Source organism: Rhizobium sp. 05L419, assembly GCF_056397845.1.
Window position 1 is genome coordinate 55,398 of the sequence record NZ_JBFTOF010000016.1, and the last position, 25,333, is coordinate 80,730.

23 protein-coding genes and 1 riboswitch are annotated in these 25,333 nt (G+C 62.0%); of the genes, 10 read left to right on the forward strand and 13 right to left on the reverse strand.

Going from position 1 to position 25,333, the window contains the following annotated elements:
- Positions 1-12 precede the first annotated feature (12 nt).
- The gene (locus tag AC1DMK_RS19630) at positions 13-1,113 is read right to left on the reverse strand and encodes a Gfo/Idh/MocA family protein (RefSeq protein ID WP_477861230.1); all 1,101 of its coding nucleotides are present in this window, start codon (positions 1,111-1,113) and stop codon (positions 13-15) included.
- A gap of 33 nt (positions 1,114-1,146) precedes the next feature.
- Positions 1,147-2,346 carry an ROK family protein gene (locus AC1DMK_RS19635; protein ID WP_477861232.1) on the reverse strand — a complete coding sequence of 400 codons (1,200 nt, stop codon included), beginning with the start codon at positions 2,344-2,346 and terminating at the stop codon, positions 1,147-1,149.
- 211 nt (positions 2,347-2,557) lie between these two features.
- Here AC1DMK_RS19635 and AC1DMK_RS19640 point away from each other — a divergent pair, with 211 nt between their 5' ends.
- From AC1DMK_RS19640 to AC1DMK_RS19650, 3 genes are all read left to right on the forward strand, one after another.
- Positions 2,558-3,868 carry an ABC transporter substrate-binding protein gene (locus AC1DMK_RS19640; protein ID WP_477861234.1) on the forward strand — a complete coding sequence of 437 codons (1,311 nt, stop codon included), beginning with the start codon at positions 2,558-2,560 and terminating at the stop codon, positions 3,866-3,868.
- A gap of 71 nt (positions 3,869-3,939) precedes the next feature.
- Positions 3,940-4,881: a carbohydrate ABC transporter permease gene (locus tag AC1DMK_RS19645; protein WP_477861236.1), complete on the forward strand. Its 942-nt coding sequence runs from the start codon at positions 3,940-3,942 to the stop codon at positions 4,879-4,881.
- Positions 4,874-5,722 (forward strand): carbohydrate ABC transporter permease, encoded by an 849-nt coding sequence (locus AC1DMK_RS19650; protein WP_477861238.1) that lies wholly within the window; start codon positions 4,874-4,876, stop codon positions 5,720-5,722. Before AC1DMK_RS19645 ends, AC1DMK_RS19650 begins: the two co-directional genes overlap by 8 nt.
- Positions 5,723-5,739: 17 nt before the next feature.
- On the opposite strand, the gene AC1DMK_RS19655 is transcribed toward AC1DMK_RS19650, so the two are convergent.
- The 5 genes from AC1DMK_RS19655 to AC1DMK_RS19675 all read right to left on the reverse strand — a co-directional run bounded on the left by AC1DMK_RS19655 (position 5,740) and on the right by AC1DMK_RS19675 (position 10,444).
- Positions 5,740-6,504 carry a 3-oxoacyl-ACP reductase gene (locus AC1DMK_RS19655; protein ID WP_477861239.1) on the reverse strand — a complete coding sequence of 255 codons (765 nt, stop codon included), beginning with the start codon at positions 6,502-6,504 and terminating at the stop codon, positions 5,740-5,742.
- Entirely contained in the window at positions 6,501-7,322 is an 822-nt protein-coding gene (gene thiD, locus AC1DMK_RS19660) for a bifunctional hydroxymethylpyrimidine kinase/phosphomethylpyrimidine kinase (RefSeq protein WP_477861241.1), read from the reverse strand. The genes AC1DMK_RS19655 and thiD overlap by 4 nt, the downstream gene beginning before the upstream one ends.
- On the reverse strand, positions 7,319-7,954 hold the full coding sequence (gene thiE / locus AC1DMK_RS19665; protein ID WP_477861243.1) for a thiamine phosphate synthase: 636 nt from the start codon (positions 7,952-7,954) through the stop codon (positions 7,319-7,321). Before thiE ends, thiD begins: the two co-directional genes overlap by 4 nt.
- The gene (thiM, locus tag AC1DMK_RS19670; RefSeq protein WP_477861245.1) at positions 7,951-8,754 is read right to left on the reverse strand and encodes a hydroxyethylthiazole kinase; all 804 of its coding nucleotides are present in this window, start codon (positions 8,752-8,754) and stop codon (positions 7,951-7,953) included. Before thiM ends, thiE begins: the two co-directional genes overlap by 4 nt.
- Before the next feature lie 48 nt (positions 8,755-8,802).
- Positions 8,803-8,899, reverse strand: a riboswitch (TPP riboswitch).
- Positions 8,900-9,043: 144 nt separating this feature from the next.
- Complete coding sequence (locus tag AC1DMK_RS19675; protein WP_037064816.1) at positions 9,044-10,444, reverse strand: MFS transporter; 1,401 nt, start codon at positions 10,442-10,444, stop codon at positions 9,044-9,046.
- A 118-nt stretch (positions 10,445-10,562) separates the two neighbouring features.
- On the opposite strand from AC1DMK_RS19675, the gene AC1DMK_RS19680 reads away from it, so the two are divergent.
- Complete coding sequence (locus tag AC1DMK_RS19680) at positions 10,563-11,522, forward strand: LysR family transcriptional regulator (RefSeq protein WP_037064818.1); 960 nt, start codon at positions 10,563-10,565, stop codon at positions 11,520-11,522.
- Between the two features lie 23 nt (positions 11,523-11,545).
- Here the strand turns inward: AC1DMK_RS19680 and AC1DMK_RS19685 are convergent, their stop codons facing one another.
- Positions 11,546-12,016 carry an Lrp/AsnC ligand binding domain-containing protein gene (locus AC1DMK_RS19685; RefSeq protein ID WP_037064820.1) on the reverse strand — a complete coding sequence of 157 codons (471 nt, stop codon included), beginning with the start codon at positions 12,014-12,016 and terminating at the stop codon, positions 11,546-11,548.
- Between the two features lie 118 nt (positions 12,017-12,134).
- Here AC1DMK_RS19685 and putA point away from each other — a divergent pair, with 118 nt between their 5' ends.
- Together putA and speB are read left to right on the forward strand one after the other, a co-directional pair.
- Complete coding sequence (gene putA / locus AC1DMK_RS19690) at positions 12,135-15,848, forward strand: trifunctional transcriptional regulator/proline dehydrogenase/L-glutamate gamma-semialdehyde dehydrogenase (RefSeq protein ID WP_477861248.1); 3,714 nt, start codon at positions 12,135-12,137, stop codon at positions 15,846-15,848.
- Positions 15,849-16,023: 175 nt separating this feature from the next.
- Entirely contained in the window at positions 16,024-16,998 is a 975-nt protein-coding gene (gene speB / locus AC1DMK_RS19695; RefSeq protein ID WP_477861250.1) for an agmatinase, read from the forward strand.
- 42 nt (positions 16,999-17,040) lie between these two features.
- On the opposite strand, the gene AC1DMK_RS19700 is transcribed toward speB, so the two are convergent.
- The 4 genes from AC1DMK_RS19700 to AC1DMK_RS19715 form a co-directional block, all read right to left on the reverse strand.
- The gene (locus AC1DMK_RS19700) at positions 17,041-17,577 is read right to left on the reverse strand and encodes a flavin reductase family protein (protein ID WP_477861252.1); all 537 of its coding nucleotides are present in this window, start codon (positions 17,575-17,577) and stop codon (positions 17,041-17,043) included.
- A 16-nt stretch (positions 17,578-17,593) separates the two neighbouring features.
- Positions 17,594-18,946 (reverse strand): LLM class flavin-dependent oxidoreductase, encoded by a 1,353-nt coding sequence (locus AC1DMK_RS19705; RefSeq protein WP_037064824.1) that lies wholly within the window; start codon positions 18,944-18,946, stop codon positions 17,594-17,596.
- 105 nt (positions 18,947-19,051) lie between these two features.
- Positions 19,052-19,981, reverse strand: coding sequence for a LysR family transcriptional regulator (locus AC1DMK_RS19710; protein WP_037064826.1), 930 nt, complete (start codon positions 19,979-19,981; stop codon positions 19,052-19,054).
- Between the two features lie 10 nt (positions 19,982-19,991).
- Positions 19,992-20,720, reverse strand: a complete 729-nt coding sequence (locus tag AC1DMK_RS19715; protein ID WP_477861255.1) for a UTRA domain-containing protein — start codon at positions 20,718-20,720, stop codon at positions 19,992-19,994.
- Positions 20,721-20,955: 235 nt separating this feature from the next.
- Here AC1DMK_RS19715 and AC1DMK_RS19720 point away from each other — a divergent pair, with 235 nt between their 5' ends.
- The 4 genes from AC1DMK_RS19720 (at position 20,956) to AC1DMK_RS19735 (ending at position 23,961) form a co-directional block, all read left to right on the forward strand.
- Complete coding sequence (locus AC1DMK_RS19720) at positions 20,956-21,783, forward strand: transporter substrate-binding domain-containing protein (protein WP_037064828.1); 828 nt, start codon at positions 20,956-20,958, stop codon at positions 21,781-21,783.
- Between the two features lie 83 nt (positions 21,784-21,866).
- Positions 21,867-22,508 (forward strand): amino acid ABC transporter permease, encoded by a 642-nt coding sequence (locus AC1DMK_RS19725; protein WP_477861257.1) that lies wholly within the window; start codon positions 21,867-21,869, stop codon positions 22,506-22,508.
- The gene (locus tag AC1DMK_RS19730; protein ID WP_037064832.1) at positions 22,505-23,173 is read left to right on the forward strand and encodes an amino acid ABC transporter permease; all 669 of its coding nucleotides are present in this window, start codon (positions 22,505-22,507) and stop codon (positions 23,171-23,173) included. Before AC1DMK_RS19725 ends, AC1DMK_RS19730 begins: the two co-directional genes overlap by 4 nt.
- Entirely contained in the window at positions 23,170-23,961 is a 792-nt protein-coding gene (locus AC1DMK_RS19735; protein ID WP_477861260.1) for an amino acid ABC transporter ATP-binding protein, read from the forward strand. Before AC1DMK_RS19730 ends, AC1DMK_RS19735 begins: the two co-directional genes overlap by 4 nt.
- A gap of 73 nt (positions 23,962-24,034) precedes the next feature.
- Here AC1DMK_RS19735 and AC1DMK_RS19740 read toward each other — a convergent pair whose 3' ends face one another.
- Positions 24,035-25,234 carry an MFS transporter gene (locus AC1DMK_RS19740; protein ID WP_477861262.1) on the reverse strand — a complete coding sequence of 400 codons (1,200 nt, stop codon included), beginning with the start codon at positions 25,232-25,234 and terminating at the stop codon, positions 24,035-24,037.
- Positions 25,235-25,333: the final 99 nt, after the last annotated feature.

Sequence of the window (25,333 nt, forward strand, 5' to 3'; positions counted from 1 at the left end):
TCCTCCTGATAATTACTTGCCCAGGCGTCCGTCGACGAGGGAGACCGAAAGCGGTTCTGGCCGTTCGGTTTGAGTGGTGATGGCGACCGTGCGGCCGGTTTCGGATGCCGTCTGGAAGGCTTCCATGACTTCGAGGACGTGCAGTGCCAGGCCGCCGTTTGCCCGGTGCGGCCGGTTTGAACGGATGGCGTGGGCGAGATCCGCGACGCCGATCGAGCGGTAGTTTCCATCGGCATAGGGCGCTGTCAGCGGTTGCGGCTCGAACGCGCCGCCCTTCTTCAGAAGCTCGACCTCGCCGCCGAAATGATTGGGATCCGGCACGATGAGCGTACCCTCGGTGCCGTAGATCTCCAGCGGCACGTGCTTGTGGCCGGCAACGTCGAAGCTCATCCCGATCTGCACGACGGCGCCGTTGGCAAAGGCCATGAGGCCAGACACATGCGTCGGCACGTGTACAGGGATATGCTCGCCGTTTCTGGGCTCGCTGGTGATGATGCGCTCCCTGCGCGGCGTGATCGCGAAGCCGGCGACCTTTGACACCGGACCGAACAGGTTGACGAGGTCGGTGATGTAGTAAGGTCCCATATCGAGCATCGGACCGCCGCCAACCTCATAGTAGAACCCGGGATTGGGATGCCACCGCTCGTGGCCGGGGCACATGAAGGTCGCTGTGCCGCCGACCGGCAGGCCGATGACACCCTGATCGATAAGCGTGCGCGCCGTCTGGTGGCCACCACCGAGGAACGTGTCGGGTGCTGCACCGATGCGCAAGCCTTTCGCCCTGGCGGCATCTGCAAGCGTCTTGCCTTCGGCGAAATTGATCCCGAGCGGTTTTTCCGAGTATGTATGCTTGCCGGCAGCGAGCGCCTGCAGGCCGACGGCCACATGTGCCTTCGGCACCGTCAGATTGACGATGATCTCGATCGCCGGATCGGATAAGAGTTGATCGATGGTCTTGGCAGGCACATTGAATTCGGCCGCCTTCGCATCAGCGAGCGCCTGATTGAGATCGGCCACCCCCCGGACGTCGAGAATGGGGAAAATGGCCATCGCCTTCAGATAGGCACCGGAAATATTACCGCACCCGATGATGCCTATGCCGACTTTTTCCATGATATCCTCCCGATGGATTTTGTAATGCTGGGATCAGAGCGCCGGCCCGGTGGTGTTCCAGGGCGACTCGTAAAGTTCGTAAAGGGCGACAGCGGCGGCGCCCTGGGCCCAGAAATCGTCCGTCGAATCGTCGAAGACAAGTTCGGCGACGCCCTTCAGCGACGGTGGAATGGCGAGCGCATAAGCGTTGCGCAGGCTCTCCAGGAAGGGCTCGCCAAGCGCAAGGCTGGAGCCGACGAGAATGACGCGCGGCGGCGCGAAAATGGTGACGATGTTGGCAACTGCGACACCAACGGCTTCGCCCGCGCGAATGGCAGCGGCGATCAGCATATTGTCTTCGGCCTTGATGAGCGCTTGAGCGTGCGTCATGCCGCGGCCGAGACGGATCGCCTCAGCGAAACGGCCACCGGCCGGCTGATCGCCCAGGATCTCGCTTTCGCCGGCCTGGCTCGACAACCTCACGATGCCGCGCGGGCCCATGCCGAGCACGAGATCACCGAGATTGTGGCTAAGACCGCCGGCACCGCGGAAAAGCTGATTGCCGTGAAGAACACCCAGGCCCAGCGTCTGTTCCAGCGAAATCAGCGCCATATCCTCGAGGTCGCGGGCCTTGCCGAACCAGTGGTGCGCGAGCGTTATGGCATGCGCATCGCTTTCCACGATGGTCGGCGTGTGAAGCCGCGCCGTCATTTCGCTTGCGAAATCGACGTTCGCGTCGCGAAAGATGGGACTGCTGCGTACGCGACCCGTGCGATGCTCGATGACGCCGGGCAGGCCGAGGCAGACAGTGTCGACATCCTCCAGCGACAGGCCGGCGTCCACGACACAGCGTCGCACACCGTCCTCGACAAGATCGGCAATGACGCCGATGGGCTGGCGATCGATGCGGATAGGCAGCGTCAGCTTCGACAGCACGTCGCCGCGAAAATCAGTGACCACGAAGACCAGCCGGTTGGCCGCGATCTTGGCGCCGACGACGCGAGCCGCATCGGGATTGAGCTCCAGCATGACACGCGGCCGGCCGCGGGCCGCCTCGTTGCGGATATCGCCCTCATGACGCGGCAGGATCAGCCCGTCATCGAGCAGCGAGGCGGTAATGGCCGAAACCGTCGTCGTCGAGAGTTGCGTGCGCTCGCTGATCTCAACACGCGATATCGGCCCATGTCGACGGATCGTATCCAGCACGTTCAAGCGATTGATCGCGCGCATCAATTCCGGATCTGCGGTCTTCATAAGGTCTGGCGGGGCTCTTCTTGCGTTTGCCGAAACAGGCAATTATTTTCAACGGTATGCGAATTAAATAGCGCGAGTCAGCGCCCTCCTGTCAAGGCAAATCTATCAATTTCAACGGGGGGAGTTGACATTCCGGCAAACCTCCCGATGATTTAATCCGCATAAGGGAAAAAATTGAAGAGGACGGTTTTTCCCTTGAGGAGGAGAATCCATGTTTGATCAACTGAGGGCGAAAGCCCAGCTTCGCAGCCGTTTCATCGCCCGCTCCGCGGCCACCGGACTGGCACTTCTGATCGCGGCCGGCAGCGCCGCGGCCGACACCACCATCAAGTGGCTGCATCTCGAAATCGATCCCAATTACCTCGCGGTCTGGCACAAGATTGCCGACAAGTACGAGGCCGAGCATCCTGGTGTGAAAATCGAGATGCAGTTCCTGGAAAACGAAGCCTTCAAGGCAAAGCTGCCGACATTGTTGCAGTCCAGCGACGCCCCCGACCTGTTCTTCAGCTGGGGCGGCGGCGTCTTGAAGCAGCAGCTCGCCACCGGAACGCTGATGGACCTGACCGAAGCGATGAACGCCAAGGACGGCGTCTGGCTGAAAAGCTACAATCCGGCCTCGGTCAAAGGGCTGACCTTCGACGGCAAGATTGGCGCGGTGCCCTACAAGATGGGAACGGTGTCGTTCTTCTATAACAAGGCGCTGTTCGCCAAGGCCGGCATCGATGCTGCCGGCATCAAGTCGTGGGACGACTATCTGACGGCCGTGAAGAAAATCAAGGAAGCCGGCATCGTGCCGATCGCCGGCGGTGGCGGCGAGAAATGGCCGATCCATTTCTACTGGAGTTACCTCGTCATGCGCGACGGCGGCCAGAAGGTCTTCGACGCCGCCAAGAATGGCCAGGGCGAAGGCTTCAACGATCCGGCCATCATCAAGGCCGGCGAGCAGCTCGCCGAACTCGGCAAGCTCGAGCCGTTCCAGCCGGGCTATCTCGGAGCAACCTGGCCGCAGGCGCTCGGTGTCTTTGGTGACGGCAAGGCCGCGATGATCCTCGGCTTCGAGAACACGGAGGCCAACCAGCGCACCAATTCGGGCGATGGCAAGGGGCTCGCCTCAGACAATATCGGTCGCTTCGCCTTCCCGGCCGTGACCGGCGGCGCCGGTGCGCCAACCGATACGCTCGGCGGCCTGAACGGCTGGGCTATTACCAAGAAAGCTCCTCCTGAAACGCTCGACTTCCTGGCTTATCTGACCAATGCGGAGAACGAGCGCGCCATGGCAAAAGCCGGGATGCTCATTCCCGTCGCGGTCGGCGCCCAGGACGGCGTCACCAACCCGCTGCTGCACGAGTCGGCCGAACAGCTCGCGCATTCGACCTGGCACCAGAACTTCTTCGACCAGGATCTTGGCCCCTCCGTCGGTCGCGTCGTCAACGACGTGTCGGTCGCCGTCGTCTCCGGGCAGATGAGCTCGGCAGACGGCGCCCAGCAAATCCAGGACGCCTTCGAGCAGGATCAGTTCTAACCACGCACCATCGCGGCGCGGGCAGCAAGGCCCGCGCCGCCATTTCATTCCGAGTGCGAGGTCGGCATCCCATGACCAACATAAGCGCAACGACCGCCATTCGCCCCGCGCGTGCGACGGTGGCGCCCACGGCGCGACGCAAGCATCCGGCTGTTTCCGGCCGACTGCCCGTCTTGCTCCTGTTCCTGCCGCCGGCGCTGCTGCTCTTTACGATCTTCGTCATCCTGCCGATGGGGGAGGCGGCCTGGTACAGCCTCTACAAATGGGATGGCTACGGCCTGCCGACGCAGTTCGTCGGCATGAGGAATTTCGAGGTTCTGTTCAAGAACAGCGCCTTTCTGACGGCCCTGAAGAACAATGCGCTGATCATCGTCGTCTCCATCGCGGTCCAGATACCGCTCGCCATCTGGCTGTCGATGATGCTGGCACACCGCATGGCCGGCGTCGTCCTGTTCCGTCTGATCTTCTTTCTCCCCTACGTTCTGGCCGAGGTGGCAGCAGGCCTCATCTGGCGCTTCGTCTATGACGGCGACTACGGCCTGTTTGCCTCGATGGCGCATCTCTTCGGGGTGGAGACCCCCTATGTGCTGGCCGACAAGGATTTGGCCATGTACGCGGTGCTGGCCGTGATCGTATGGAAATACTTCGGCTTCCACATGATGCTGTTCATCGCCGGCCTGCAGTCGCTGGACAAGAGCGTGCTGGAGGCAGCCGAGATCGACGGCGCTAGCGGCTGGCAACGGTTCCGGTACATCACCCTTCCGTTGCTGGGTTCGACCGTGCGCCTGTCGGTGTTTTTCGCCGTTGTCGGCTCGCTTCAGCTGTTCGACCTGATCATGCCGCTGACAGGCGGCGGGCCGTTCAACGCAACGCAGACGATGGTCACCTTCCTGTTCAATTTCGGCGTCACCCGCATGCAGGTCGGTCTCGGCAGCGCCRTCGGCGTTGTCCTCTTCGTGATCTGCATCACGCTCGCCTTCGGATACAAACGGATATTCATGCGCCATGACTGATGTGGTTTCACCCGACCGGCTGACCGTCGGCACGAAAATCTATCTCTACGCGTCGCTGACGATCATTGCCGCAATCGTCCTGATCCCGCTGTTGACGACAGCCTTGGGCGGTTTCAAGGAACTCGGTGATCTGCGCACCAACCCCTTCGGCCTGCCGGTCGAGTGGCGTTTCGAGAACTACACCGACATCCTGTTCGGCGATCGTTACTGGCGACAGATGACGAATTCGCTGATCATCGCCGTGCTCACGGTCTTCCTGACCGTGTCGGTCTCGGCGATGGCGGCGTTTACCTTCGCCCACGTCAAATTCTTCGGCTCGGGCTTCCTGCTCAACTATTTCCTCATCGGCCTGATGTTTCCCGCGGCCACTGCAATTCTGCCGCTGTTCATCCGCATCCGCGATCTCGGACTGCTCAATTCCTACTGGGGCGTGGTGCTGCCGCAGGTGGCTTTCGGCCTTGGCATGAGCATCCTGCTGTTCAGGAATTATTTTCGCAACCTCCCGGAAGAATTGTTCCAGGCGGCCATTGTCGACGGCTGCGGCTACATGCGCTTCTTCTGGCATATCTCGCTGCCGCTCTCGCGTCCGATCATTGCCACCGTCAGCATCATCTCGTTCGTGGGCAGCTGGAACAGCTACATCCTGCCGCTGATCATGCTGAACTCGGAGGCGATGTATCCGTGGCCGCTCGGTATCATGGTCTACCGCGGCGAATTCGGCACCGCCTGGCAGCTGGTGCTCGCCTTCATCACTCTCACCATTCTTCCAACGATCATCGTGTTCTTCCTGGCCCAGAAGCACATCATCGCCGGCTTGACCGCAGGTGCGGTCAAGTCCTGATCGATGCCGGGCTGAGCCTAGCCGAAGACGAGACCGCCGTCGACAATGAGGTTCTGGCCGGTGACCGCACGTGCCCACGGGCTTGCGAAAAAGAGAACCGCATCTGCCGCTTCCTCCGGTGTCGTCACCCGACGAAGCGGCGTGCTTGCCGCGATCAGATCGAACACCGCTTCTGGGGTGGCGCTGCTGGCCTGCGTGGTGCGCAGCAGACCACCGGAAACCATGTTCACGGTAATGCCCAGAGGGCCGAGTTCGGCCGCTGCCGTGCGGGTCAGCGACAGAAGCGCACCCTTGGCGGCCGTATAGTCGTGGTACGGCACGACGGGATTTTGAAACAGATTGGTGCCGATCGTCACGATCCGTCCGAAACCGCCCGAAGCCATGCCCGGACGGGCTGCCTGGATCAGGTTCAGCGCACCTTTGACCGCGGTGTCGAGCTGCGAGGTCATTTCCGCCCATGTCAGCTGATCAAGCCTTGGACGGGCATCGCCGTTGAAGCTGAAATCGGCAAGCGCGTTGTGAACGATGGTCGTCGGCGCACCGAAGGTCTCCGTTACCTCCGCGACCATGTTCCTGGCGGCCTGCCCGTCGCGGACATCCGCCATGAACGCTCTGGTGCGGTCGCCGAGGTTGGCCGCGAGTGCCTCGGCCTCCTTGCTGCTCGCTCGATAGTTGATTGCGACCATTGCCCCTTCGCGGGCAAATGCGGTGGCGATCGCTGCTCCGAGGCCGCGGGCGGCGCCGGTGACGATGACCGTCTGCTGGCTGATCGTCTGTGTCATGGCACGTATCCTTCCTTCGTCTGCCAAAGCTCGTGGAAGTGCTGGACGGGGCCATGGCCGGAACCGACGTCGAGCGTATGGGCGTGTGCGACGGCACCGGCGAGATAGGATTTCGCCTCCGTCACGGCTTGAAACAACGTTGCTCCTCGCGCCAGTTCGGCAGCCAGCGCGCTCGACAGAGTGCAGCCCGTTCCATGTGTGTTCGCGGTCGCGATCCGGACAGCCTCAAACCAGCTCACCCCACCGGATGTTGCGAGCACATCGGGGCTCTCAACGCCGTCGAGGTGGCCGCCCTTGACAAGAACCGCCGCCGGACCAAGCGCGCGCAGCCGCTGCGCCTGATCCGCCATCTCCTCGCGGCTTTCGGCAGCGTTCCCGTGAAGAAGTGCGGCCGCTTCCGGCAGGTTCGGCGTCAAAAGCGTTGCCATTGGCAAAAGTCGGAGTGTCAGGACCTCGACGGCTGTGGGATCCAGAAGATTGGCGCCACCCTTGGCGACCATGACAGGATCGAGCACGATCGGAATGCCGCCGTGCGGCTGGAGCGCGTCGGCCACTGCATCGGCGATCTCGGCATTGGCAATCATGCCGATCTTGACGGCGTCGACACGCACATCGGCAAAGACTGCTCTGATCTGATCGGCCACGAAGGTGGCGGGCACAAGATGAACGCCGCAAACACCCTGGGTGTTCTGCGCCGTCAGCGCCGTCAGCACTGCCATGCCATAGACGCCCCGGGCGGCGAAAGTCTTGAGGTCGGCCTGGATGCCGGCACCGCCGGATGGGTCCGACCCTGCGATGGAGAGAACGTTGCGGATCATCTTGCTTCCTTTCTGATGGCGTCGATCAAGCCGCGGGCTGCAGCTTCCGGATCGGGGGTGCCGCAGATCGCGGAGACGACAGCCAGCCCGTCGGCTCCGGCTGCGAAGACGTTCCGAACATGTGCGGCCTTGAGACCGCCGATGGCAACGGCCGGCACGGGGCAGACCTCGACAAGGCGCGCCAGACCGGCAAAGCCGATCGGTTGCTTGTGATCGGGTTTGGTCGGCGTCTGGAAGACCGGCCCGACACCGGCGTAGTTGACGAGCTCCGAATCGACTGAAGCCGCCAGTGCCTGCGTCTCGACGGAGAGGCCGAGGATCATCTCGGGACCGATGCGTTGGCGTGCCGCGTATGCGTCCATGTCGTCCTGGCCGATGTGGAGCCCGTCGGCACCAATGGCGATTGCCGCTTCCACGTCATCGTTGATGACGACGAGCGCACCAGTGCCCGCAAGTACCGCCTTCAGAGCCAGGCCCGTCTCTATCATCCGCGCCGTGTCTGCATGCTTGTCGCGCAGTTGTACGACGGTCGCTCCGCCAGCAACGGCCGCGCGGGCGGTCTCGACCATGCCGCGGTATGCGCACAGATCAGGGTCGAGGACGAGATAGAGCGAGAGATCGAGTTGCGTCATGCCATGCGGATCCTTGCGTGGCGATCCAGAAAAGCACCGTCGACTGCGGCAAGGCTATCGAGGAACCGCCACGAAAACGAACCGGGACCCTCCGCCTTTCGAGCCGCTTCTTCGCCGGCAACGGCGAAGGTCGCGAGTGCTGCAACGGTTGCGTCGAAGGGCGCACGCGGAAATGTCGCGGCAAAGGCGCCGACCAGGCAGGTGAGAGAGCATCCGAGCGCCGTTATCTGCGGCATCAGCGGCGAGCCACCCTGGATGCGAACAGCCCTTTCACCATCGGTGACGAAGTCGGTCGCCCCGGTGACGGCAACAACCGTCCCGTAGGTCCTGGCAAGGTGCCGGGCTGAGGTTTCGGCCTGTTCGACGGCATCGCGACTGTCGACGCCGTGGCCACGACTCGCTTTGCCTGACAAGGCGATGATCTCCGAGGCATTTCCGCGGATGATTGTGGGACGCAATTCAAGCAGCCCGCCAACTGCCTCCCGCCGGAAGCCGGTCGCGTAGTGGGCGACCGGATCGAGAACCCAGGGCTTGCCGCCGTCATTCGCCGCTTTTGCAGCCGCGCGCATGCCTTTCATCCACGCCGAGGAAATGGTGCCGATGTTGATCGTCAGAGCTCCAGCAATGCCGGCAAATTCGCCGGCCTCCTCCTCGGCATGCACCATGGCAGGCGAGGCGCCGACCGCCAGCAGCACATTGGCGGCAATGTTCATGGCAACGAAATTGGTGATGCATTGCACGAGCGGCGTCTGCTCGCGCATCGCATTCAGAGCCGCTCCCGGCGAGGTCTGGTCTTGCATTTTGCCCTTTCACGCGGGGGGCAAGGCGCGGGGACGAAACGCAGGATCGCAAAGTCCCGAGCGACTCCCTCCGCCAGCATTATCTGGTTCAGGTTCCAAGGGTACTTCTCAGTCCGCCTTCCGGCGAACGCCCCTGTCTCTCAATGGACCATCTTGTTGCAGAGAACGGGCCGCCTGTCACTTCAAATGTCTGACACAGCCGTCGGATGCCGGCTGTGTCAGCGACGCTATTCGTTTGCTGCGCAAGCCGCCGGAAGGGCGACGTCCTGCAGACATGGCAGCACCGAGGCTATTCGGCTGCCTGGTAGACGTCTGCCCGGCGAGCCGATGTTCTCGGTCCCAAGGCAGCGGCAAGCGTCACCGCGACAGAGAGCGTCGCGACAAAGGAGATGCCAGCAAAGTACGGATCCCAACCGAAGCCCGGTGCGGCTGCGAATACCGCCGATGCCGCCGCGAGCACGATGCCGCCACCGATCTGGAACGAGGCGAACAGCAACCCCGAGGCCAGACCGGATTTGTCCTCCTCGACATCGGACAGCGCTGCCACCTGCACCGAAGGATAGGTCATGGCATAGCCGACGCCGAGCGGAATCTGCGAGAGCGCCACCAGAAGCACCGGATGGATGTGACCGACCGCGGAGATCCAGAGGATATAGCTGGCCGCTTGCAACGCAACGCCCGCTGTCATGAGGCCGGTGGTGCCACGGCTCTGCCCGATTGCGGCAAAGCGCGGCGCCAGGATCATCACGCAGACGCCACCGAAGGCGAAGCAGAAGCCGGTCGCAAACGCCGACCAGCCAAAGACGTTCTGATAATAGAGCGTCGCGATGAACTGGAAGCCGACATAGACCCCCTGAAACAGCGCGGCGACGGCGTTGGCATGGCTGAGTTTGGCTCGACGGAAGATCGCGAGCGGCACCATCGGATCGGCATGGCGCATCTCGACGACCAGGAAGAGGCCGATCAGCACAACGGCGGCCAGCAGCGAGCTCCAAGTCGGCAGCGCATCCCAGCCGGCGGCTGCGGCGTTGGTGATGCCGAACACGAAGAGCAGGAGGCCGGGGGTGATCGTCAGGGCTCCAGCCCAATCGAACGTCGGGCGCGGGCCGGTCCTCGGCTGATCCGCAGGCAGCACGAAGGGGGCGACTGCAAGCGCAATCATGGCCACCGGCGCACCCATCACGAGCGTTGCCCGCCAGCTGACGATGGTCGCCGCGCCGCCCAGGACCATTCCGAGCACAAATCCGGTGGCCCCTGTCGACGCAAACACCCCGAGCGCCTTTGCGCGCGCATTGCCCTCGCCGAATACGGAGAGCAGCAGGGCAAGAGCAGCCGGCGCCGTGAAGGCGGCGGCAATCCCCTTCACCAGGCGCGCGGCAATCAGCGTCGGCCCGCTGTCGACGAAACCGCCGGCAATACTGGCAGCGGCGAAAATGCCGAGAGACCAGAGGAAGGTGCGGCGATGTCCGAAGACATCGGCCACACGGCCCCCAAGCAGCAGGAAGCCCCCGTATCCGAGCACGTAGGCGCTGACTGCCCATTGCAGGGATGTAGCCTTCATGCCGAGTTCCGCCTGGATGGCGGGAAGCGCAACGCCGATGGTCGAGACGTCCATGGCGTCAAGGAAATTGGCAGCGCACAGCAGCAGCAACGCCAGGCCGGCTCCGCCTTTCGGTTTGGAAATAGTCATTGATGATCGTTCCTTTCGTGCTGGCGCCGCGGGAGGATCGGGCGACAGAGGAACGAGAAAATGTACAGCTTCAGAACCTATTGCAAATTGATAGTACCTATGCCAGGTATTACTGGAGATGATGAATGATGCAATCCTCCGCAAGATAGACCTGAACCTGCTGCTGGCATTTTCCGTGCTGATGCAGGAACGGAATGTCAGCCGTGCCGCCGAGCGACTTCTGCTCGGCCAGCCCGGCCTGTCGGCTGCGTTGAAGCGGTTGCGCGAGACGCTCGACGACGAGTTGTTCGTCAGGGTAGGACGAGGGCTGCAGCCAACACCAAGGGCTCTTGCCATCGCACCGGCGATCGAAGACGCATTGTCAGGCATAGAGCGAGCCATTCGGCCGCCGACGGCATTCGACCCCGCAAGCTGGCAGGGCGAATTCCGGATCGGCATGTGCGACAATCTGGAGTCGGCGTTTTTCGGCCCGTTGGTGGCGCGATTGCGCGAACTCTCACCCGGATCCCGGCTGGTCGGTATAGCGTCCGACAAGCGCGACGCTGCGCGCATGCTCGATGAAGGCGCCTACGACTTCAGCGTCTCCGTCCATGACGATCCTGCGTCCTGGCACATCCGTGCGCCGCTCTTCAACCAGTCTTCGATCTGCGTCTTCGACCCTGAGCAGGTGAGGCTGAAGGCTCCTTTGAAGCTCGAGGACTTTGTCAAGACGCCGCATTTGACCGTGTCTTTCGAAGGCAACAGCGCCAACAACCTCGATGTCGCTCTTGGCCGCGTCGGCCTGCGTCGTCAGGTGGTCGCGACGGTACCGCGCTTTTCCGCCCTGCCGACGGCGCTAAGGGCAATGCCTGCAATCGCGACGATTCCGGAGTCGATTGCCCGATGCATGGCGCAACTGCATGGACTTGCGCTCTCGGTGCCGCCGCTGGACCTGCCGGCAGACCCGGTCACCATGCTCTATCGGCGCGTCGACCGCGCCGACGGCCGATCGGTCTGGTTCCGCAGATTGTTTGTCGACGTCGTTGTCGCGGCGCTTGAGGCTTCCGGCTGCACCACAAACGTCTCCAGGGCTGCTTAGTAACCCCGCTCTCTGCGCAGGCCTTAGGCGCCGGCTTCCTTGATTGCTTCCATGGCAACAAATGTCGACGTGTTTGCAACGAAGGGCAGGCTGGAGATCTTTTCGCCGAGAACCTGCCGATAGTTTGCAATGTCCGACGTCCGGATCTTGAGCAGATAATCGAAGGCGCCAGCGATCATGTGGCATTCCTCGACCTCCTGCAGCTTCCTGACTGCGATATTGAATGCGTTCAGGGCATTCTCACGTGTGTCGGAAAGCTTGACCTCGGTGAACGCAACATGGTTCCTGCCTAGCTTGTTGACATCGATGATGGCGCGGAAGCCCAGAATATAGCCATCTTCGATCAATCTCTTGAGCCGCACCTGGCAAGGCGTATTCGACAGTCCGACGCGCTTTGCAAGGTCCGTCACCGACATCCGGCCATCCGCCATCAGCGCTTCGATGATCTTGTGATCGAAAAGGTCGATTTCTCTGCTGTGGCTTGACGTCGTCACAATAATTCCCTTTGAAACGGCAAATTAATGGCGAAATACAGGTTTGTTGGCCATAAATCAAGTGAAATTGACCTCATGAAATCTGCTAGCTTGTCCACCTGTCCCAATAGGAGCTGATATGACGAGCATCAATGGCGCGGTGGCGGCCGAGGTCACCATAGAGAAGGCAGATGGCACTGCAAATCCCTTTGACGGGTTTGCACCGGCCATCCGCCCTCAGAGCGAGCTGAGGCAGGCGATCACTTCGGCCTACCGCACGCCTGAAACTGTGTGCGTTCCCCGCCTCGTCGATGCCGCAGCTCTTCCCGATCAGGTCCGGCAAGCCGCCGCAAAGACCGCCCGCAAGCTGATCGAAGCGCTGCGCGCCAAGCACAAGGGCACCGGCGTCGAGGGACTTGTGCACGAATACTCGCTTTCCAGCCAGGAAGGCGTGGCGCTGATGTGCCTTGCCGAAGCTCTGCTGCGCATTCCCGACGCCGCGACGCGTGATGCCCTGATCCGCGACAAGGTTTCTGAGGGTGACTGGAAGGCTCATCTCGGCGGCGGTCGCTCGCTTTTCGTCAATGCCGCCACATGGGGCCTTGTGGTCACCGGCAAGCTGACATCCACTGTCAACGATCGCAGCCTGTCTGCGGCACTCACGCGCCTGATCGCCCGCTGCGGCGAGCCGGTCATTCGCCGGGGCGTCGACATGGCAATGCGGATGATGGGCGAGCAGTTCGTCACCGGCGAGACCATCGACGAAGCGCTGCAGCGGGCAAAGACGCTCGAACAGCGCGGCTTCCGGTATTCCTACGACATGCTCGGCGAAGCCGCGACGACCGGCGCCGATGCGCAGCGTTACTACAGGGATTACGAGAGCGCGATTCACGCGATCGGCAAGGCCTCCGACCGCCGCGGCATCTATGAGGGTCCGGGCATATCCATCAAGCTCTCGGCCCTGCATCCGCGCTACGCCCGTGCGCAGGGCGCACGCGTGATGGATGAACTGCTGCCGAAGGTGAAGGCACTGGCGCTGATCGCCAAGTCCTACGACATAGGCTTGAACATAGACGCCGAAGAGGCCGACCGGCTGGAACTGTCGCTCGATATCCTGGAGAGCCTGTGCCTGGACCGGGATCTCGCGAACTGGAACGGCATGGGATTTGTGGTGCAGGCTTACGGCAAGCGTTGCCCCTTCGTGCTCGATTTCATCATCGACCTTGCCCGTCGCGCCGGGCGCCGCATCATGGTGCGGCTCGTCAAGGGCGCCTATTGGGATGCGGAGATCAAGCGCGCCCAGGTCGACGGCCTTGACGATTTTCCAGTCTTCACGCGCAAGATTTACACGGACGTTTCCTATATCGCCTGCGCGAAAAAGCTGCTGGCGGCGACAGACGCTGTCTTCCCGCAGTTTGCCACGCACAACGCCCAGACCCTGGCGACGATCTACCAGATGGCAGGGTCCGACTACTATGTCGGCAAATACGAGTTTCAGTGCCTGCACGGCATGGGCGAGCCGCTTTATGACGAGGTCGTCGGACGCCAGAACCTGAACCGTCCCTGCCGCATCTATGCACCTGTCGGCACGCATGAAACGCTGCTCGCCTATCTCGTGCGCCGTCTCCTTGAAAACGGTGCCAACTCGTCTTTCGTCAACAGGATCGCCGACCCCAACGTCTCGATCGAAGAGCTCGTCGCCGACCCGGTCGACATCGTCTCGACGATGGCTGTCGTCGGCCAGAAGCACGACAAGATTGCTCTTCCGACCGACCTCTACGACTTGCGCCGGAATTCAGGCGGCCTTGATCTTTCAGACGAAGCGGTGCTTGCGGGATTGACCCACGCGTTGAAGGCCAGCGCAGCGCAGGCCTGGGAAGCGGTTCCAAGCCAGACGACGTCGCCAGCCGCCAAGCCGCGCGACGTTCTCAACCCCGCCGACAGTCGTGACGTCGTCGGCACCGTACGCGAGACAACGCAGAAGGAGGCGGCAATTGCCGCCGGGGCAGCAAAGAGGATCTCGTCATCCTGGGCTTCGGTATCGCCGGGCGACAGGGCGGTCATGCTCGACCGCGCCGCAGACATCATGCAGGCCCGGATCGAGACGCTGCTCGGGCTGATCATTCGCGAAGCTGGAAAGTCGGTGCAGAACGCCATCGCCGAGGTGCGCGAGGCGATCGACTTCCTGCGCTACTACGCAGAACAGGCTCGCCGGACGCTCGGTCCGTCGCATGCGCCGCTTGGCCCTGTCGTCTGCATCAGCCCGTGGAATTTTCCGCTGGCAATCTTCACCGGGCAGGTTGCGGCGGCATTGGTGGCCGGCAACCCCGTTCTGGCAAAACCTGCCGAAGAGACGCCGCTGATCGCCGCCGAAGCGGTCCGCATCCTGCACGAGGCCGGAATCCCGCTCGATGTCGTCCAGCTCGTGCCCGGCGACGGCCGGGTCGGAGCCGCGCTCGTTGCGGCGCCCGAAACCGCGGCTGTGATGTTCACGGGATCGACCGAAGTTGCCCGGCTCATCCAGGCGGAGCTCGCAGGGCGCCTGTCTGCGAGCGGCGAACCTATTGCGCTGATCGCCGAGACCGGCGGCCAGAACGCCATGATCGTCGACTCGTCGGCGCTCGCCGAGCAGGTTGTCGGCGACGTCATCGCCTCAGCCTTCGACAGCGCCGGGCAGCGCTGCTCGGCACTGCGTATCCTGTGCCTGCAGGAAGACGTGGCAGATCGGACGCTTGCGATGCTGAAGGGCGCGCTTCAGGAACTGACAATTGCCAACACCAATCGCCTGTCTTCCGACATCGGCCCTGTCATCACCGCCGAGGCGAAAGAGATCATCGAGACCCATGTTCGGGCGATGCGGGAGCTTGGCTGCACAGTCGAACGAGTGGAACTGCCTGAAGCAACCCAGCACGGCACTTTCGTTTCCCCCACCATTGTCGAATTGCGCACCATTTCCGATCTCAAACGGGAAGTCTTCGGGCCTGTCCTTCACGTTATCCGCTGGCGCCGCCAGAATCTCGACCGGCTGATCGACGACATCAACGCGACCGGTTACGGCCTGACGTTCGGCCTGCATACGCGCCTGGATGAAACCATCGCGCACGTGACGTCGCGCATCAAGGTCGGCAATATTTACGTCAACCGCAACGTCATCGGCGCTGTGGTCGGCGTACAGCCTTTTGGTGGCCGGGGCCTGTCCGGTACCGGACCCAAGGCCGGCGGGCCGCTCTACCTTGGGCGTCTCGTCAGAACACAACCCATCCCGCCGCAGCACAGCTCGGTCTATAGCGATCCGGCGCTATCGGATTTCGCCAAGTGGCTTGATAGAGAGGGGCTCCAGGACGAGGCCGAAATGGCGCGCAATCTCGGCGGTCAATCAGCGCTCGGTCTCGAAACCGAGCTTGCAGGTCCGGTCGGGGAACGCAACGTTTACGCGCTCCACGCCCGCGGCACGATCTACTGTGCGCCCGTTTCGGCCGTCGGCCTGCGCCGGCAGGTGTCATCGGTGCTTGCCACCGGCAACAGCGCGGTCATCGACTGTGGCGATGGTCTTCGTTCCAGCCTGAACGGTATTCCGGCAAGCGTTGCCCAGCGCATCGCCTTCAGTGACGCTGCGGGCGACGGCACGCCGATGTCCGGCGCCCTCATCGAAGGCGATCCCGATCGCGTCTTAGCAATGCTGCAGAAGGTCGCCGCAATGCCAGGTCCATTGTTGCTGGTGCAATCGGCCTCCACGCTGGAGCTGGAGCAAGATCCCGAGGCCTATTGCCTCAACTGGCTGCTGGAGGAAGTGTCGACGTCGATCAACACGGCGGCAGCGGGCGGAAACGCCAGTCTGATGTCGATTGGCTGATTGCTGCTGAGGCATGTCCGAATGAAGAAAGGCCGAGCCGCGATCGCTCGGCCTTTTTTGCTGATCGTGAGAAGCGCCGATCGGCACCGTACGGGAACTGCGCAGAATGCACTTGTGCAACGAATGGCGGCGATCCAATTTTGCGAGCGACCAAACAGCCCGACAGGACAGCGCCATGAACGAGACTTTCCACCAGCCGATCGACGCCGCCGACGTTCCGCGTTTTGCCGGGCATGCGACCTTCATGCGGCTGCCTGTCGCCAGAACCGCCGAAGGACTTGATATCGCGTTGGTGGGAATTCCGTGGGACGGCGGGACGACGAACAGGGCGGGGGCGAGGCACGGCCCGCGCGAGGTGCGTAGCCAGTCCAGCCTGATGCGCCGGGTTCATCACGTCTCCGGCACCGAGCCATTCGGCATCGCAAACGTTGCCGATGTCGGCGATCTGTCAGTGAACCCGATCAACCTTGCCGATGCCCTGAGCCGTATCGAAACCGGCATGGCAGCGATCGTCGCTACGGGTGCTATTCCGCTTTCGGTCGGCGGCGACCACCTGATGACGCTTCCAGTTCTGCGCGCTGTCGCGAGGGAGCGGCCTGTCGGGCTCATCCATTTCGATGCCCATTCCGACACCAACGACCGGTATTTCGGCGATAATCCCTACACCCACGGGACGCCGTTCCGCCGCGCCATCGAAGAGGGCCTGCTGGATCCGAAGCGGATCGTGCAGATCGGAATTCGCGGTTCGATCTATGAGCCCGATGAACATGACTGGGCAAGGCAGCAAGGCGTGCGCATCATCTACATGGAGGAGTTTGTCGACCGGGGCGTCAAAGCCGTCATGCAGGAGGCGAGAGCGATTGCCGGCAATCAGCCGACCTATGTCACCTTCGACATCGACAGCATCGATCCATCCATGGCGCCGGGGACAGGCACGCCCGAAGCCGGCGGCTTCACCACCCGCGAGGCACAGCAGATGATCAGGCTGCTTCAGGGCGTGGACATCGTCGGCGCTGACGTCGTTGAAGTCTCCCCACCTTTCGACCTGGCTGGAATGACGGCACTGGCCGGGGCAACGATGATGTTCGAGCTTCTGTGCGTGATCGCCAAACAGGTCGATGATCGCCGCCAGTCAATCGCCTCCGGCTGACCGCTTTCGATCGGAGACGATTGGGACTTGGCCGCGTCAGCCTCAAGCCAAGGAATCCACCATGGCGTCGCCCAAGAGGCGACGATAGCCACCGCGCCAGTAAAGTAGCGGCTCGACGTCCTCGCGGGTAGCGATCGCGCAGATGCGCCCGATCAAAACGGCATGCGAGTGGTGGTTGAAGACCGCTTCGAGCTCGCAGTCGAGAACCGTCAGTGCATCCTTGAGCGCAGCCGTCCCGGTCGCAAGGCAATACCATTGTGCGTCGGCGTAACGGTCAATGCCCTTCCGTCCGCCGAAACCCGCAAAGGACTGCGCCACGTGCTGTTGATCGGCGGCAAGCACGTTGACGCAAAAGCGGCGGTATTGTTCGACGACGGGCCAGGAGGAAGACGTCCGGTTGACGCTGACAATCACCGAGGGGACGTCGGCAGAGAGCGATGACACCGACGTTGCGGTAAAGCCCGTGCGCTCCTCGCGCTCGCCGACCGTCACGACACTGACAGCGCCGGCCAACTGGCGCATCGACAGCTTGAATGCAGATTGATCGACGACCGTCCTGTCCATGATGACCGTGTCCATCGCTACGCCTCCATCTTCACGCTGTGACGGGGAGTTTGGCAAAGCGATTGGCCGGCATCGAAATCCCAAGGTTCTCGCGAAGCGTTGTGCCTTCGTATTCCTCGCGGAAAAGGCCACGCCGGCGCAGTTCGGGCAGTACCATCCTGACGAAATCGTCGAGGCTTGAGGGAAGCGTCGGGAACATCAGTATGAAGCCGTCGGCGGCGCGCGTCTCGAACCATTCCTCCATGAAATCTGCGATCTGGGCCGGTGTACCGGTGATGCCGTTGCCGGTGTGCTTTTCGGCATAGTGGCGAACGAGTTCGCCGACCGTGCGCCCGCTTTTGACGAAATCGACGAGTTCATCGAACAGCGCGCGCGAGCCCTTGGGCGCGTCCGGCAGCCGGTCCATCGGAAACGGCTTGTCCAGCGGTACGCCACGCAGATCCGCTTCGAGAAATTCTGAGAGCATGAGCCGTCCGACATCCGGGTGCATCTTATCGATCAGGTAGTCGACTTTCGCTTTTGCCTCGGCTTGCGTCTCGCCGACGTTCAGCACGACGCCCGGCATGATCTTCAGATCGTCCGGATTGCGCCCATAGGCCGGCATTCGAGCCTTGACGTTCTCATAGAAAGCGCGGTTTCGATCGATGTTGGAGGCAAGGCTGAAGACGATCTCGGCCGTGCGCGCGGCCATGTCCATGCCGGGCTGCGAACCGCCGGCCTGCGCGATGATTGGTCGGCCCTGCGGTGTGCGGGCGATATTGAGCGGCCCGCGCACCTGGAAGTGCTTGCCCTTGTGATTGAGCGTGTGATGCTTCGCCTTGTCGTAGTAGACGCCGTTTTCCCGGTCGAGAAGCAATGCGCCTTCTTCGAAACTGTCCCAGAGACCGAATACGACATCGACGAACTCGTTGCCGCGCTCGTAGCGCAGCGCGTGCGGATCCAGTCCTTCGCGATTGAAGTTGTAGCCGGTCTCGTCGTGATCCGAAGTCACGACGTTCCAGCAGGCGCGGCCGCCGCTCAGATGATCGATCGAGGCGAAGAGGCGGGCGACATTGTACGGCTCGTAGTAGCTCGTCGACACGGTGGCGACGAGCCCAAGCTTCTCAGTGGTCACCGACAGAGCTGAGAGAAGCGACAGCGGCTCGAAACGGTTCATCTTTGTGGGGATGCGAGATAGCGCGTCCGGATCACCGACCGCCGCAGCCGGGGAGTCGGCCATGAACATGAAGTCAAGTTTAGCGGCCTCTGAGCGCTTCGCGACATCGAGGAGGTGGCTGAAATCGTTGGCGCCGTGGACATTGCTGGCGGGATGCAGCCAGGAGGCCGGATGAAAGCCGAACGTGTAGACAAACGTACCCAGTTTCATCTTGTCGGTCCGTGCCATGACGCTCTCCTGAAGGCTGATCGTTGCGGATCGCGCAAATTAGCGCCATGCGATTTTTTTCATCAATATCGCTGAACTGATTTCCGTTTTAGTTTTTCTAAAGGATCACGGCGCGGAGATCTGCGCCTGCTGTCTGGATATGGCGATGACCCAGTCGCGGAATTCCCGCCCGTAGGGCTTCTGGAGCGCTGAGCGGTCCCAGGCCAGGAAATAGCTCTCCTGCAGCGCAATCCGGATGTCGACCGGGATGACCAGCGTCTGCGCTTCGAGTTCGTCGGCAATCATCGACATCTGCGCAAGCACGATGCCTCGCTTGTTGACAGCTGCGTCGATGGCGCTGCTCGACAATGTGAAGGAAAGCCCCGAGGATGCCTCCTTCAGCTGAACGCCGACTTTTGCGGCAAACTCCGCCCAACTGGGGTAGGGGGTGAAGTGTCTTTCCCATTCGACGTGCAAGAGGGGATATTGAAACAACGTTGCGGGCGCGAGCGTGCGGCCTTCGACCAGCGCCGGCGAGCAGGCGGGCACGACCCAATCGCGAAAGAGTTCCGCGTAGTGGTCGTGCTGCAGGACGTCGGATCCGTAGCTGACGCGAAAATCGACCTCGTCGAACCCCATGCGCGGTTCCCTGTCTCGCCCCGTCACCCTGACGTGAGCATCAGGGTGAAGCGCCTGCCAGTCGAAGATGCGCCGGCCGATCCATTTGTTGACCACGGATGACAACGCGCTCAGCACCAGTGCATTCTCGTTGCGCGCGCGCTCCAGGACCTGCTCGGCGACGGCAAACTGCTCGAATCCTTTTGAAATCTCCCTATGATAGAGCCGCCCCCACACTGTCAGCTCTGCCGTGCGGCCGCTGCGCTCCAAGAGGGTGACGCCGAGAAAGCTCTCGATCTTGCGGATCTGCTGGCTGATCGCCCCCGGCGACACGTTGAGTTCCGTGGCTGCGGCCGTCACGCCGCCGCAGCGGCCCACCGCCTCGAAGGCCTGGAGGGATTTGAGCGGAAGGGGCCTGACGTGTTGGTGGTCGGTCAATCGGGGCCTCCTACGGGTGGCGGCGCGACGGGCGTTTCTCCGCCGGATGAAACACGCCGGCGAACTGGAAGCGATCACCGGGATGCGTGATCTCCACATAGGTCACCATGCGGTCGTTCTGCCACGTCTGGCGAATGAGATTGAGGCAGGGCTCGCCGCGCTCGATCTGCAGGATGCGCGCGGTCACAGCATCGGCCGAGACTGCACGGATAACGTGCCTGGCTTTCGACCACGGCACCTGCGACAGAAGCCACTTTGCCGGCGGCGCCTCTTTAAAATTCTCGTGCCTGGCGAGCGGCACGGTCGCCAAGAGGATAATGCGGCGTTCGATGGCGGTCGGCCTGCCGTCGACGATGTGGAGGCACTGAAGCCTCAGCACGTCCTCCCCCTCGGGACTACGCAATTGTGCCGCCTCCGCCGGTCCCAGCCTGTCGATCTTGCGTGCCAGGATTTCGTGGCGATGCTCGTAGCCCGCCAGAGCCGCTTCGGTGCTGATGTCCTGGATATCCATGACAGTGCGATCAATCTGGGGACTGGCGACGAAAGAACCGGTTTTCCGCCGGCGCACGATCAGACCTCGCTCCACCAGAGTGGACAGCGCCTTGCTCACCGTCATGCGGGAGCAGCCATATTGCTCCACAAGGTCGTGTTCTATCGGAATGCGGTCGCCGGGCCGCCAACCGCCGTTCAGGATCTTCGTCTCTATGTCTTTGAAAATTCTCTGATGAATCGGCACCAAGACGCCACCTCTTCCAGCGACATAAAATACCCGGATCGGACGCGGCATGGCCATGCTGCGTGCTCTCAACATTTGCCGTCCGGCACAAAATTTGCGTCTTTCGACTTTGACGTTGACACCTTAGGCTAGCCTATATCTATTTGTATAGTCAAAAGCGGACCACAGAAGTCCGTTCAACGGACTAAAAATCGGGAACTCGAACTCCTCTTTCGGGGAGTGAAAACTGGAGATGATCATGATTGCAAATTCATTGCTCAAGGGCCTCGTCGGCGCTGCATTCCTGTTCGGAGCGACGTTTTCGGCGCACGCGGCCGACACCCTTGCAGCAGTCAAGGCGGCCGGCACATTGAAGGTCGGCACCGAGACGGCCTTTGCGCCGTTCGACTTTATCGACGCCGGCGAGCACGCTGGCTTGAACGTCGACCTCTTCGCCGAAATCGGCAAGGAACTCGGCGTCAAGATCGAGTGGGTGGCCCTCCCCTGGGATGGCGTTTTCCCTGCGCTCGAAGCTGGCAAGTTCGACGTTGTTGCGGGACCCGCAACCATCACCAAGAAGCGCATGGAGCGCTATCGCTTTACCCCCCCGATCGCTGAAGCAACGATTGCCGTGCTGAAGAAGGCTGGCGACACGTCGATCAGCAAGCCGGCAGACATTGCCGGCAAGAAGATCGGCGTCGGCAAGGCCACGTCCCAGCTCGACCAGCTCAAGGAATTCTCCGAAACGCTGCCGTCCAAGGTCGATATCCGCGAGTATCCCGCCTTTACTGAATCCTACGCCGATCTGGCAGCGGGCCGTATCGCCGGCGTTGCGAACTCGCTGCCGAACATTGCCTTCGTCGCCAAGCAGCGCGAAGGCACCTTCGAAGTCGTCCTGCCCCCCTTCGGCAAGAAGTCCTATTTCGGCTTCATCGGCCTGAAGGATGCCGATCATGCTGCGCTGATGGACGCGATCGATGCGGCTCTGCTGAAGATCAAGGCTGACGGGCGCATGGCCGAGCTCCAGAAAAAATGGTTCGGTGCTTCCTTCGACACCCCGGATGCTGTCAAGGACCCGGCATTCTAATCAGTCCAGATCGATAATCGATCGCGCTCGGGACTTCCGGGCGCGATCAGGTCTCTCCGACGCCCAGGCGGAACAAGCCGGACATGTCCATCAAACTATTCGAATTGCTGCTGCAGGCGTCGATCTATACGGTGACGATCAGCGTCGTATCGATCCTGATCGGCTTTGCGATCGCGATCCTTCTTTCAGGCATGCTTCTCTCGAAAAAGAAACTGCTTGTCATGCCTGCCCAGATTTTCATCAGCTTCTTCCGCGGCGTGCCTCTGCTGGTGCAGTTGCTGCTCATCTACAACATGCTTCCGGCGATCGGGCTGAACGTGCCGAGTATCGTGGCGGCGATTGTCGGCCTCTCGCTCTGCACCGCAGCCTATCAGGCCGAAAACCTGCGCGGGGGCTTTGCCAGCGTGCCGGTCGGCCTGATTGAATCGGCAGAGATGGTCGGCCTGACGCCGAGCCAGATTTTCCGCCGCATCAAGGCACCGATTGCCCTGCGGCTGACGTTTCCAGCGCTCGTCAACGAGGCGATCCTCATTCTCAAGGCATCGTCGCTCGTTTCTGTCGTCGGTATCGTCGAGCTGACCCGCATGGCGCAGGACCTGGCGGGCAGCACGTTCCTGCCGCTGCAGATTTTCGCGTCCGCCGGGCTGATCTATCTCGCGATCAACTGGATTGTGGCGCTGGCCGGCGGCATGATCGAGCGCTCCCTTCCCGGAGTTCCCAGATGAGCTTCGACATCAACGTCATTCTCGACGCCTGGCCCGCCATCGCAAGCGGAGCCGCCGTCACCGTCTTCATCTGGATCGTCGGCACGATCGCTGCCGCCGTACTCGGCTTCTTCATCGCCGTCGGCAGGCGATTTGGCGGGATGGCGCTGGACAAGCTGCTCGGTTTCGTCGTCGCCATTTTGCGCGGCACGCCGTTCCTGATCCAGATATTCCTGGTCTATTACGGCGGTCCGTTCATCGGCTTGTCTCTCGACCCGCTGCCCGCCGGTCTTCTGGGCATCTCGATCTACGGTGCAGCCTACTACAGCGAGATCTTCCGTTCCGGCTTCATGGCCGTCCCCAAAGGACATATCGAGGCCGGCGAATGCGTCGGCCTCAACCAGGGTCAGATCATCCGCCGCATCCTGCTGCCCGAGATGACTATGCTGGTCCTGCCGCCGTCGCTCAATATGGCCGTCCTTTTGATGAAGGAGACGGCCGTGCTGTCGATCATCACCGTTCCAGAGCTGACGGCAACGCTGAGCGCCATCGGTGCCCAACAATATGCCTTCGTCGAAGCACTGTCGGTGCTGGCGTTGTTTTATTGGATTCTTGTCGAGATTACCGGCCGACTCGGCCATCTCGTCGAAACGAAACTCACCAGATTCAGGTTTTTCAACGCATGAGCCTCCCCGCGATCGCAGTCAGAAATCTCGTCAAGAAGTTCGGGGACTCGACGGTCCTGCACGGCATTGACCTCGAGATTCCACAGGGGCAGGTTTCGTGCCTGATTGGCCCGTCCGGTTCCGGCAAAAGCACACTCCTGCGCTGCATGGCCTTTCTGGAAGAGGCCACATCCGGCACCATTACAGTCAACGGCGAGGTCCTTGGCTTCACCCAGAACGCTCAAGGGGTGCGCGAGCGCATATCGCCTGCGGCCAACCGCGCGATCCGGGCCCAGATCGGCATGGTGTTCCAGCAGTTCAATCTCTGGCCGCATATGACGGCACTCGGCAATGTCAGCGAGGCGCTCAAGACTGTTCACAAGCTGAACCGCAAGGATGCCGAAGAGCGCGCCATGGCACAGCTGATCAAGGTCGGTCTGGAAAGCCGCGCGGGGCACTACCCCTCGCAGCTCTCCGGCGGACAGCAGCAGCGCGTCGCCATCGCCCGCGCACTCGCGCTGAAGCCGAAGATCATGCTCTTCGACGAGCCGACATCTTCCCTCGATCCGGAGCTGACCGGCGAAGTCCTGAACGTCATGCGTGATCTCGCCGCGGAAGGCATGACGATGGTGGTCGTCTCCCATGAGATCGGCTTTGCTGCGACGGTCGGCCAGCAGATCACATTCCTCGATCACGGCAAGGTGCTTTTCACCGGCGCGCCGCAAGACGTATTCAGGAAACCGCGGAACCCGCGCCTCGAGCAATTCCTCGACACCTATCTCGATCGGGGCGCATCGATGCTGCTGTAGTGGGTTTCGGCACGCGCTTTTGGCATTCATGCCCATCGTCGTTCCCCAGTGGAACCTCGAGGAAAAAGCGCCTTCAGCGTCGCTTGTCCCGCTCAAAGAACAACAGCAGTCCGAGGCCGGACATACCGGCGACCGCGCCGATGACGGCTGTTCCGGAATAGCTGCTGACGCCGGTGCCGATCGCAAACAGCAGGGCACTCAGGCCGGCACTGAGGAAAATGTTCACCGAAATCAGGGCGCTGCCGAGACCGGGGCGTTCGGCAATCAGATCCTGCAGATAGGTAATCGGGATGCTGATCAGCGCTGCAGCGCCGATACCGCTTATCAGCGTCAGTGCGTAGACATGCCAGGGCGCCGAGGCAAAGCCAAGCAGGAGGAGGTAGGCGACATAGATGACGGTGCCGATCGCAAGCGCCGTCACGTGGCTCATCAGCCGCTGCGCGCGGCCCCAGACGACGATGAAGACAACTTCGAGGAAGGCGACGATACCGACGAGAATGCCGATGTCGCCGACGGTCCCGTGCGCGGCGCCGGTGACGATCAGCGGCAGAACGGCTCCATTCACATGCAGCGTGCTGCTAATCAGCGCCACGGCGATCACCCTGGCGAAGACAGGTGGCGAGACGACTTCTCCGAGAGCGGCCAGATACGACAGATGGCGGGTGGCAGCCTTGTCCGTGCCGGTCTGGCGCGGCAGGAAGATGGCGATCAGCGCAAGGCAGACGACGCACGCAAGGCCTGCGAAGAGATAGGCCGGCAGCATGCTCGACGATCGCGACAAGAGTGCGCCGGTGATGCCGGGCACCAGCACCCAGGACAGCGAAATCATGGCCCGAACGCCGGAATTGACCGTCGCGACTTCGTCGCGCGGCATGCCCTTGGTCGTCGCGCGAACGTTGGCGAAAAGCAGCGAGTTCATGGAGCCATAGATAGGCAACAACAAGAGCGCACTGACGACGAACGTCACCTGAGTGGGGATGACATAAATTGCACCATAGCCGAGAATGCCGAAGACCGCGACCGAGAGCATCATGGTGCGGTACTCGCCGAGCCGGTCGGCGAGGTTGCCGAGCAGGATGCTGACGATGACATTGACGGCCGCGGCAGAGAAGATCAGCGCGGAGTAGAGCCCATTGCTCAGGCCAAGCTCGCGAATGCCCACCACGGATTGATAGGGCGAGGTTGCGGCGCCCGCAAAGCCGAAGGCGAAGATCGCAAGCATGCTGACCCGGATCGTCGGGTTGCGGAAAACATCGGGGAGGAGACGGGTCATGATGGGTATCGAGGGGCTCGCAAATCACCCGCCGCTGCGGGGGTGACCGCGCCTTGGCAGGTTCGGCGGGAAGCCGAAACCTTGCCAAGGCAAGATGAT

What these genes read in the sequence shown, in the direction of transcription:
- AC1DMK_RS19630 (WP_477861230.1), bottom strand. Translation starts at nt 1,113, where the DNA reads ATGGAAAAAGTCGGCATAGGCATCATCGGGTGCGGTAATATTTCCGGT.
- AC1DMK_RS19635 (WP_477861232.1), bottom strand. Translation starts at nt 2,346, where the DNA reads ATGAAGACCGCAGATCCGGAATTGATGCGCGCGATCAATCGCTTGAAC.
- AC1DMK_RS19640 (WP_477861234.1), top strand. Translation starts at nt 2,558, where the DNA reads ATGTTTGATCAACTGAGGGCGAAAGCCCAGCTTCGCAGCCGTTTCATC.
- AC1DMK_RS19650 (WP_477861238.1), top strand. Translation starts at nt 4,874, where the DNA reads ATGACTGATGTGGTTTCACCCGACCGGCTGACCGTCGGCACGAAAATC.
- AC1DMK_RS19655 (WP_477861239.1), bottom strand. Translation starts at nt 6,504, where the DNA reads ATGACACAGACGATCAGCCAGCAGACGGTCATCGTCACCGGCGCCGCC.
- thiD (WP_477861241.1), bottom strand. Translation starts at nt 7,322, where the DNA reads ATGATCCGCAACGTTCTCTCCATCGCAGGGTCGGACCCATCCGGCGGT.
- thiE (WP_477861243.1), bottom strand. Translation starts at nt 7,954, where the DNA reads ATGACGCAACTCGATCTCTCGCTCTATCTCGTCCTCGACCCTGATCTG.
- thiM (WP_477861245.1), bottom strand. Translation starts at nt 8,754, where the DNA reads ATGCAAGACCAGACCTCGCCGGGAGCGGCTCTGAATGCGATGCGCGAG.
- AC1DMK_RS19675 (WP_037064816.1), bottom strand. Translation starts at nt 10,444, where the DNA reads ATGACTATTTCCAAACCGAAAGGCGGAGCCGGCCTGGCGTTGCTGCTG.
- AC1DMK_RS19680 (WP_037064818.1), top strand. Translation starts at nt 10,563, where the DNA reads ATGATGAATGATGCAATCCTCCGCAAGATAGACCTGAACCTGCTGCTG.
- putA (WP_477861248.1), top strand. Translation starts at nt 12,135, where the DNA reads ATGACGAGCATCAATGGCGCGGTGGCGGCCGAGGTCACCATAGAGAAG.
- speB (WP_477861250.1), top strand. Translation starts at nt 16,024, where the DNA reads ATGAACGAGACTTTCCACCAGCCGATCGACGCCGCCGACGTTCCGCGT.
- AC1DMK_RS19700 (WP_477861252.1), bottom strand. Translation starts at nt 17,577, where the DNA reads ATGGACACGGTCATCATGGACAGGACGGTCGTCGATCAATCTGCATTC.
- AC1DMK_RS19705 (WP_037064824.1), bottom strand. Translation starts at nt 18,946, where the DNA reads ATGGCACGGACCGACAAGATGAAACTGGGTACGTTTGTCTACACGTTC.
- AC1DMK_RS19720 (WP_037064828.1), top strand. Translation starts at nt 20,956, where the DNA reads ATGATTGCAAATTCATTGCTCAAGGGCCTCGTCGGCGCTGCATTCCTG.
- AC1DMK_RS19725 (WP_477861257.1), top strand. Translation starts at nt 21,867, where the DNA reads ATGTCCATCAAACTATTCGAATTGCTGCTGCAGGCGTCGATCTATACG.
- AC1DMK_RS19730 (WP_037064832.1), top strand. Translation starts at nt 22,505, where the DNA reads ATGAGCTTCGACATCAACGTCATTCTCGACGCCTGGCCCGCCATCGCA.
- AC1DMK_RS19735 (WP_477861260.1), top strand. Translation starts at nt 23,170, where the DNA reads ATGAGCCTCCCCGCGATCGCAGTCAGAAATCTCGTCAAGAAGTTCGGG.
- AC1DMK_RS19740 (WP_477861262.1), bottom strand. Translation starts at nt 25,234, where the DNA reads ATGACCCGTCTCCTCCCCGATGTTTTCCGCAACCCGACGATCCGGGTC.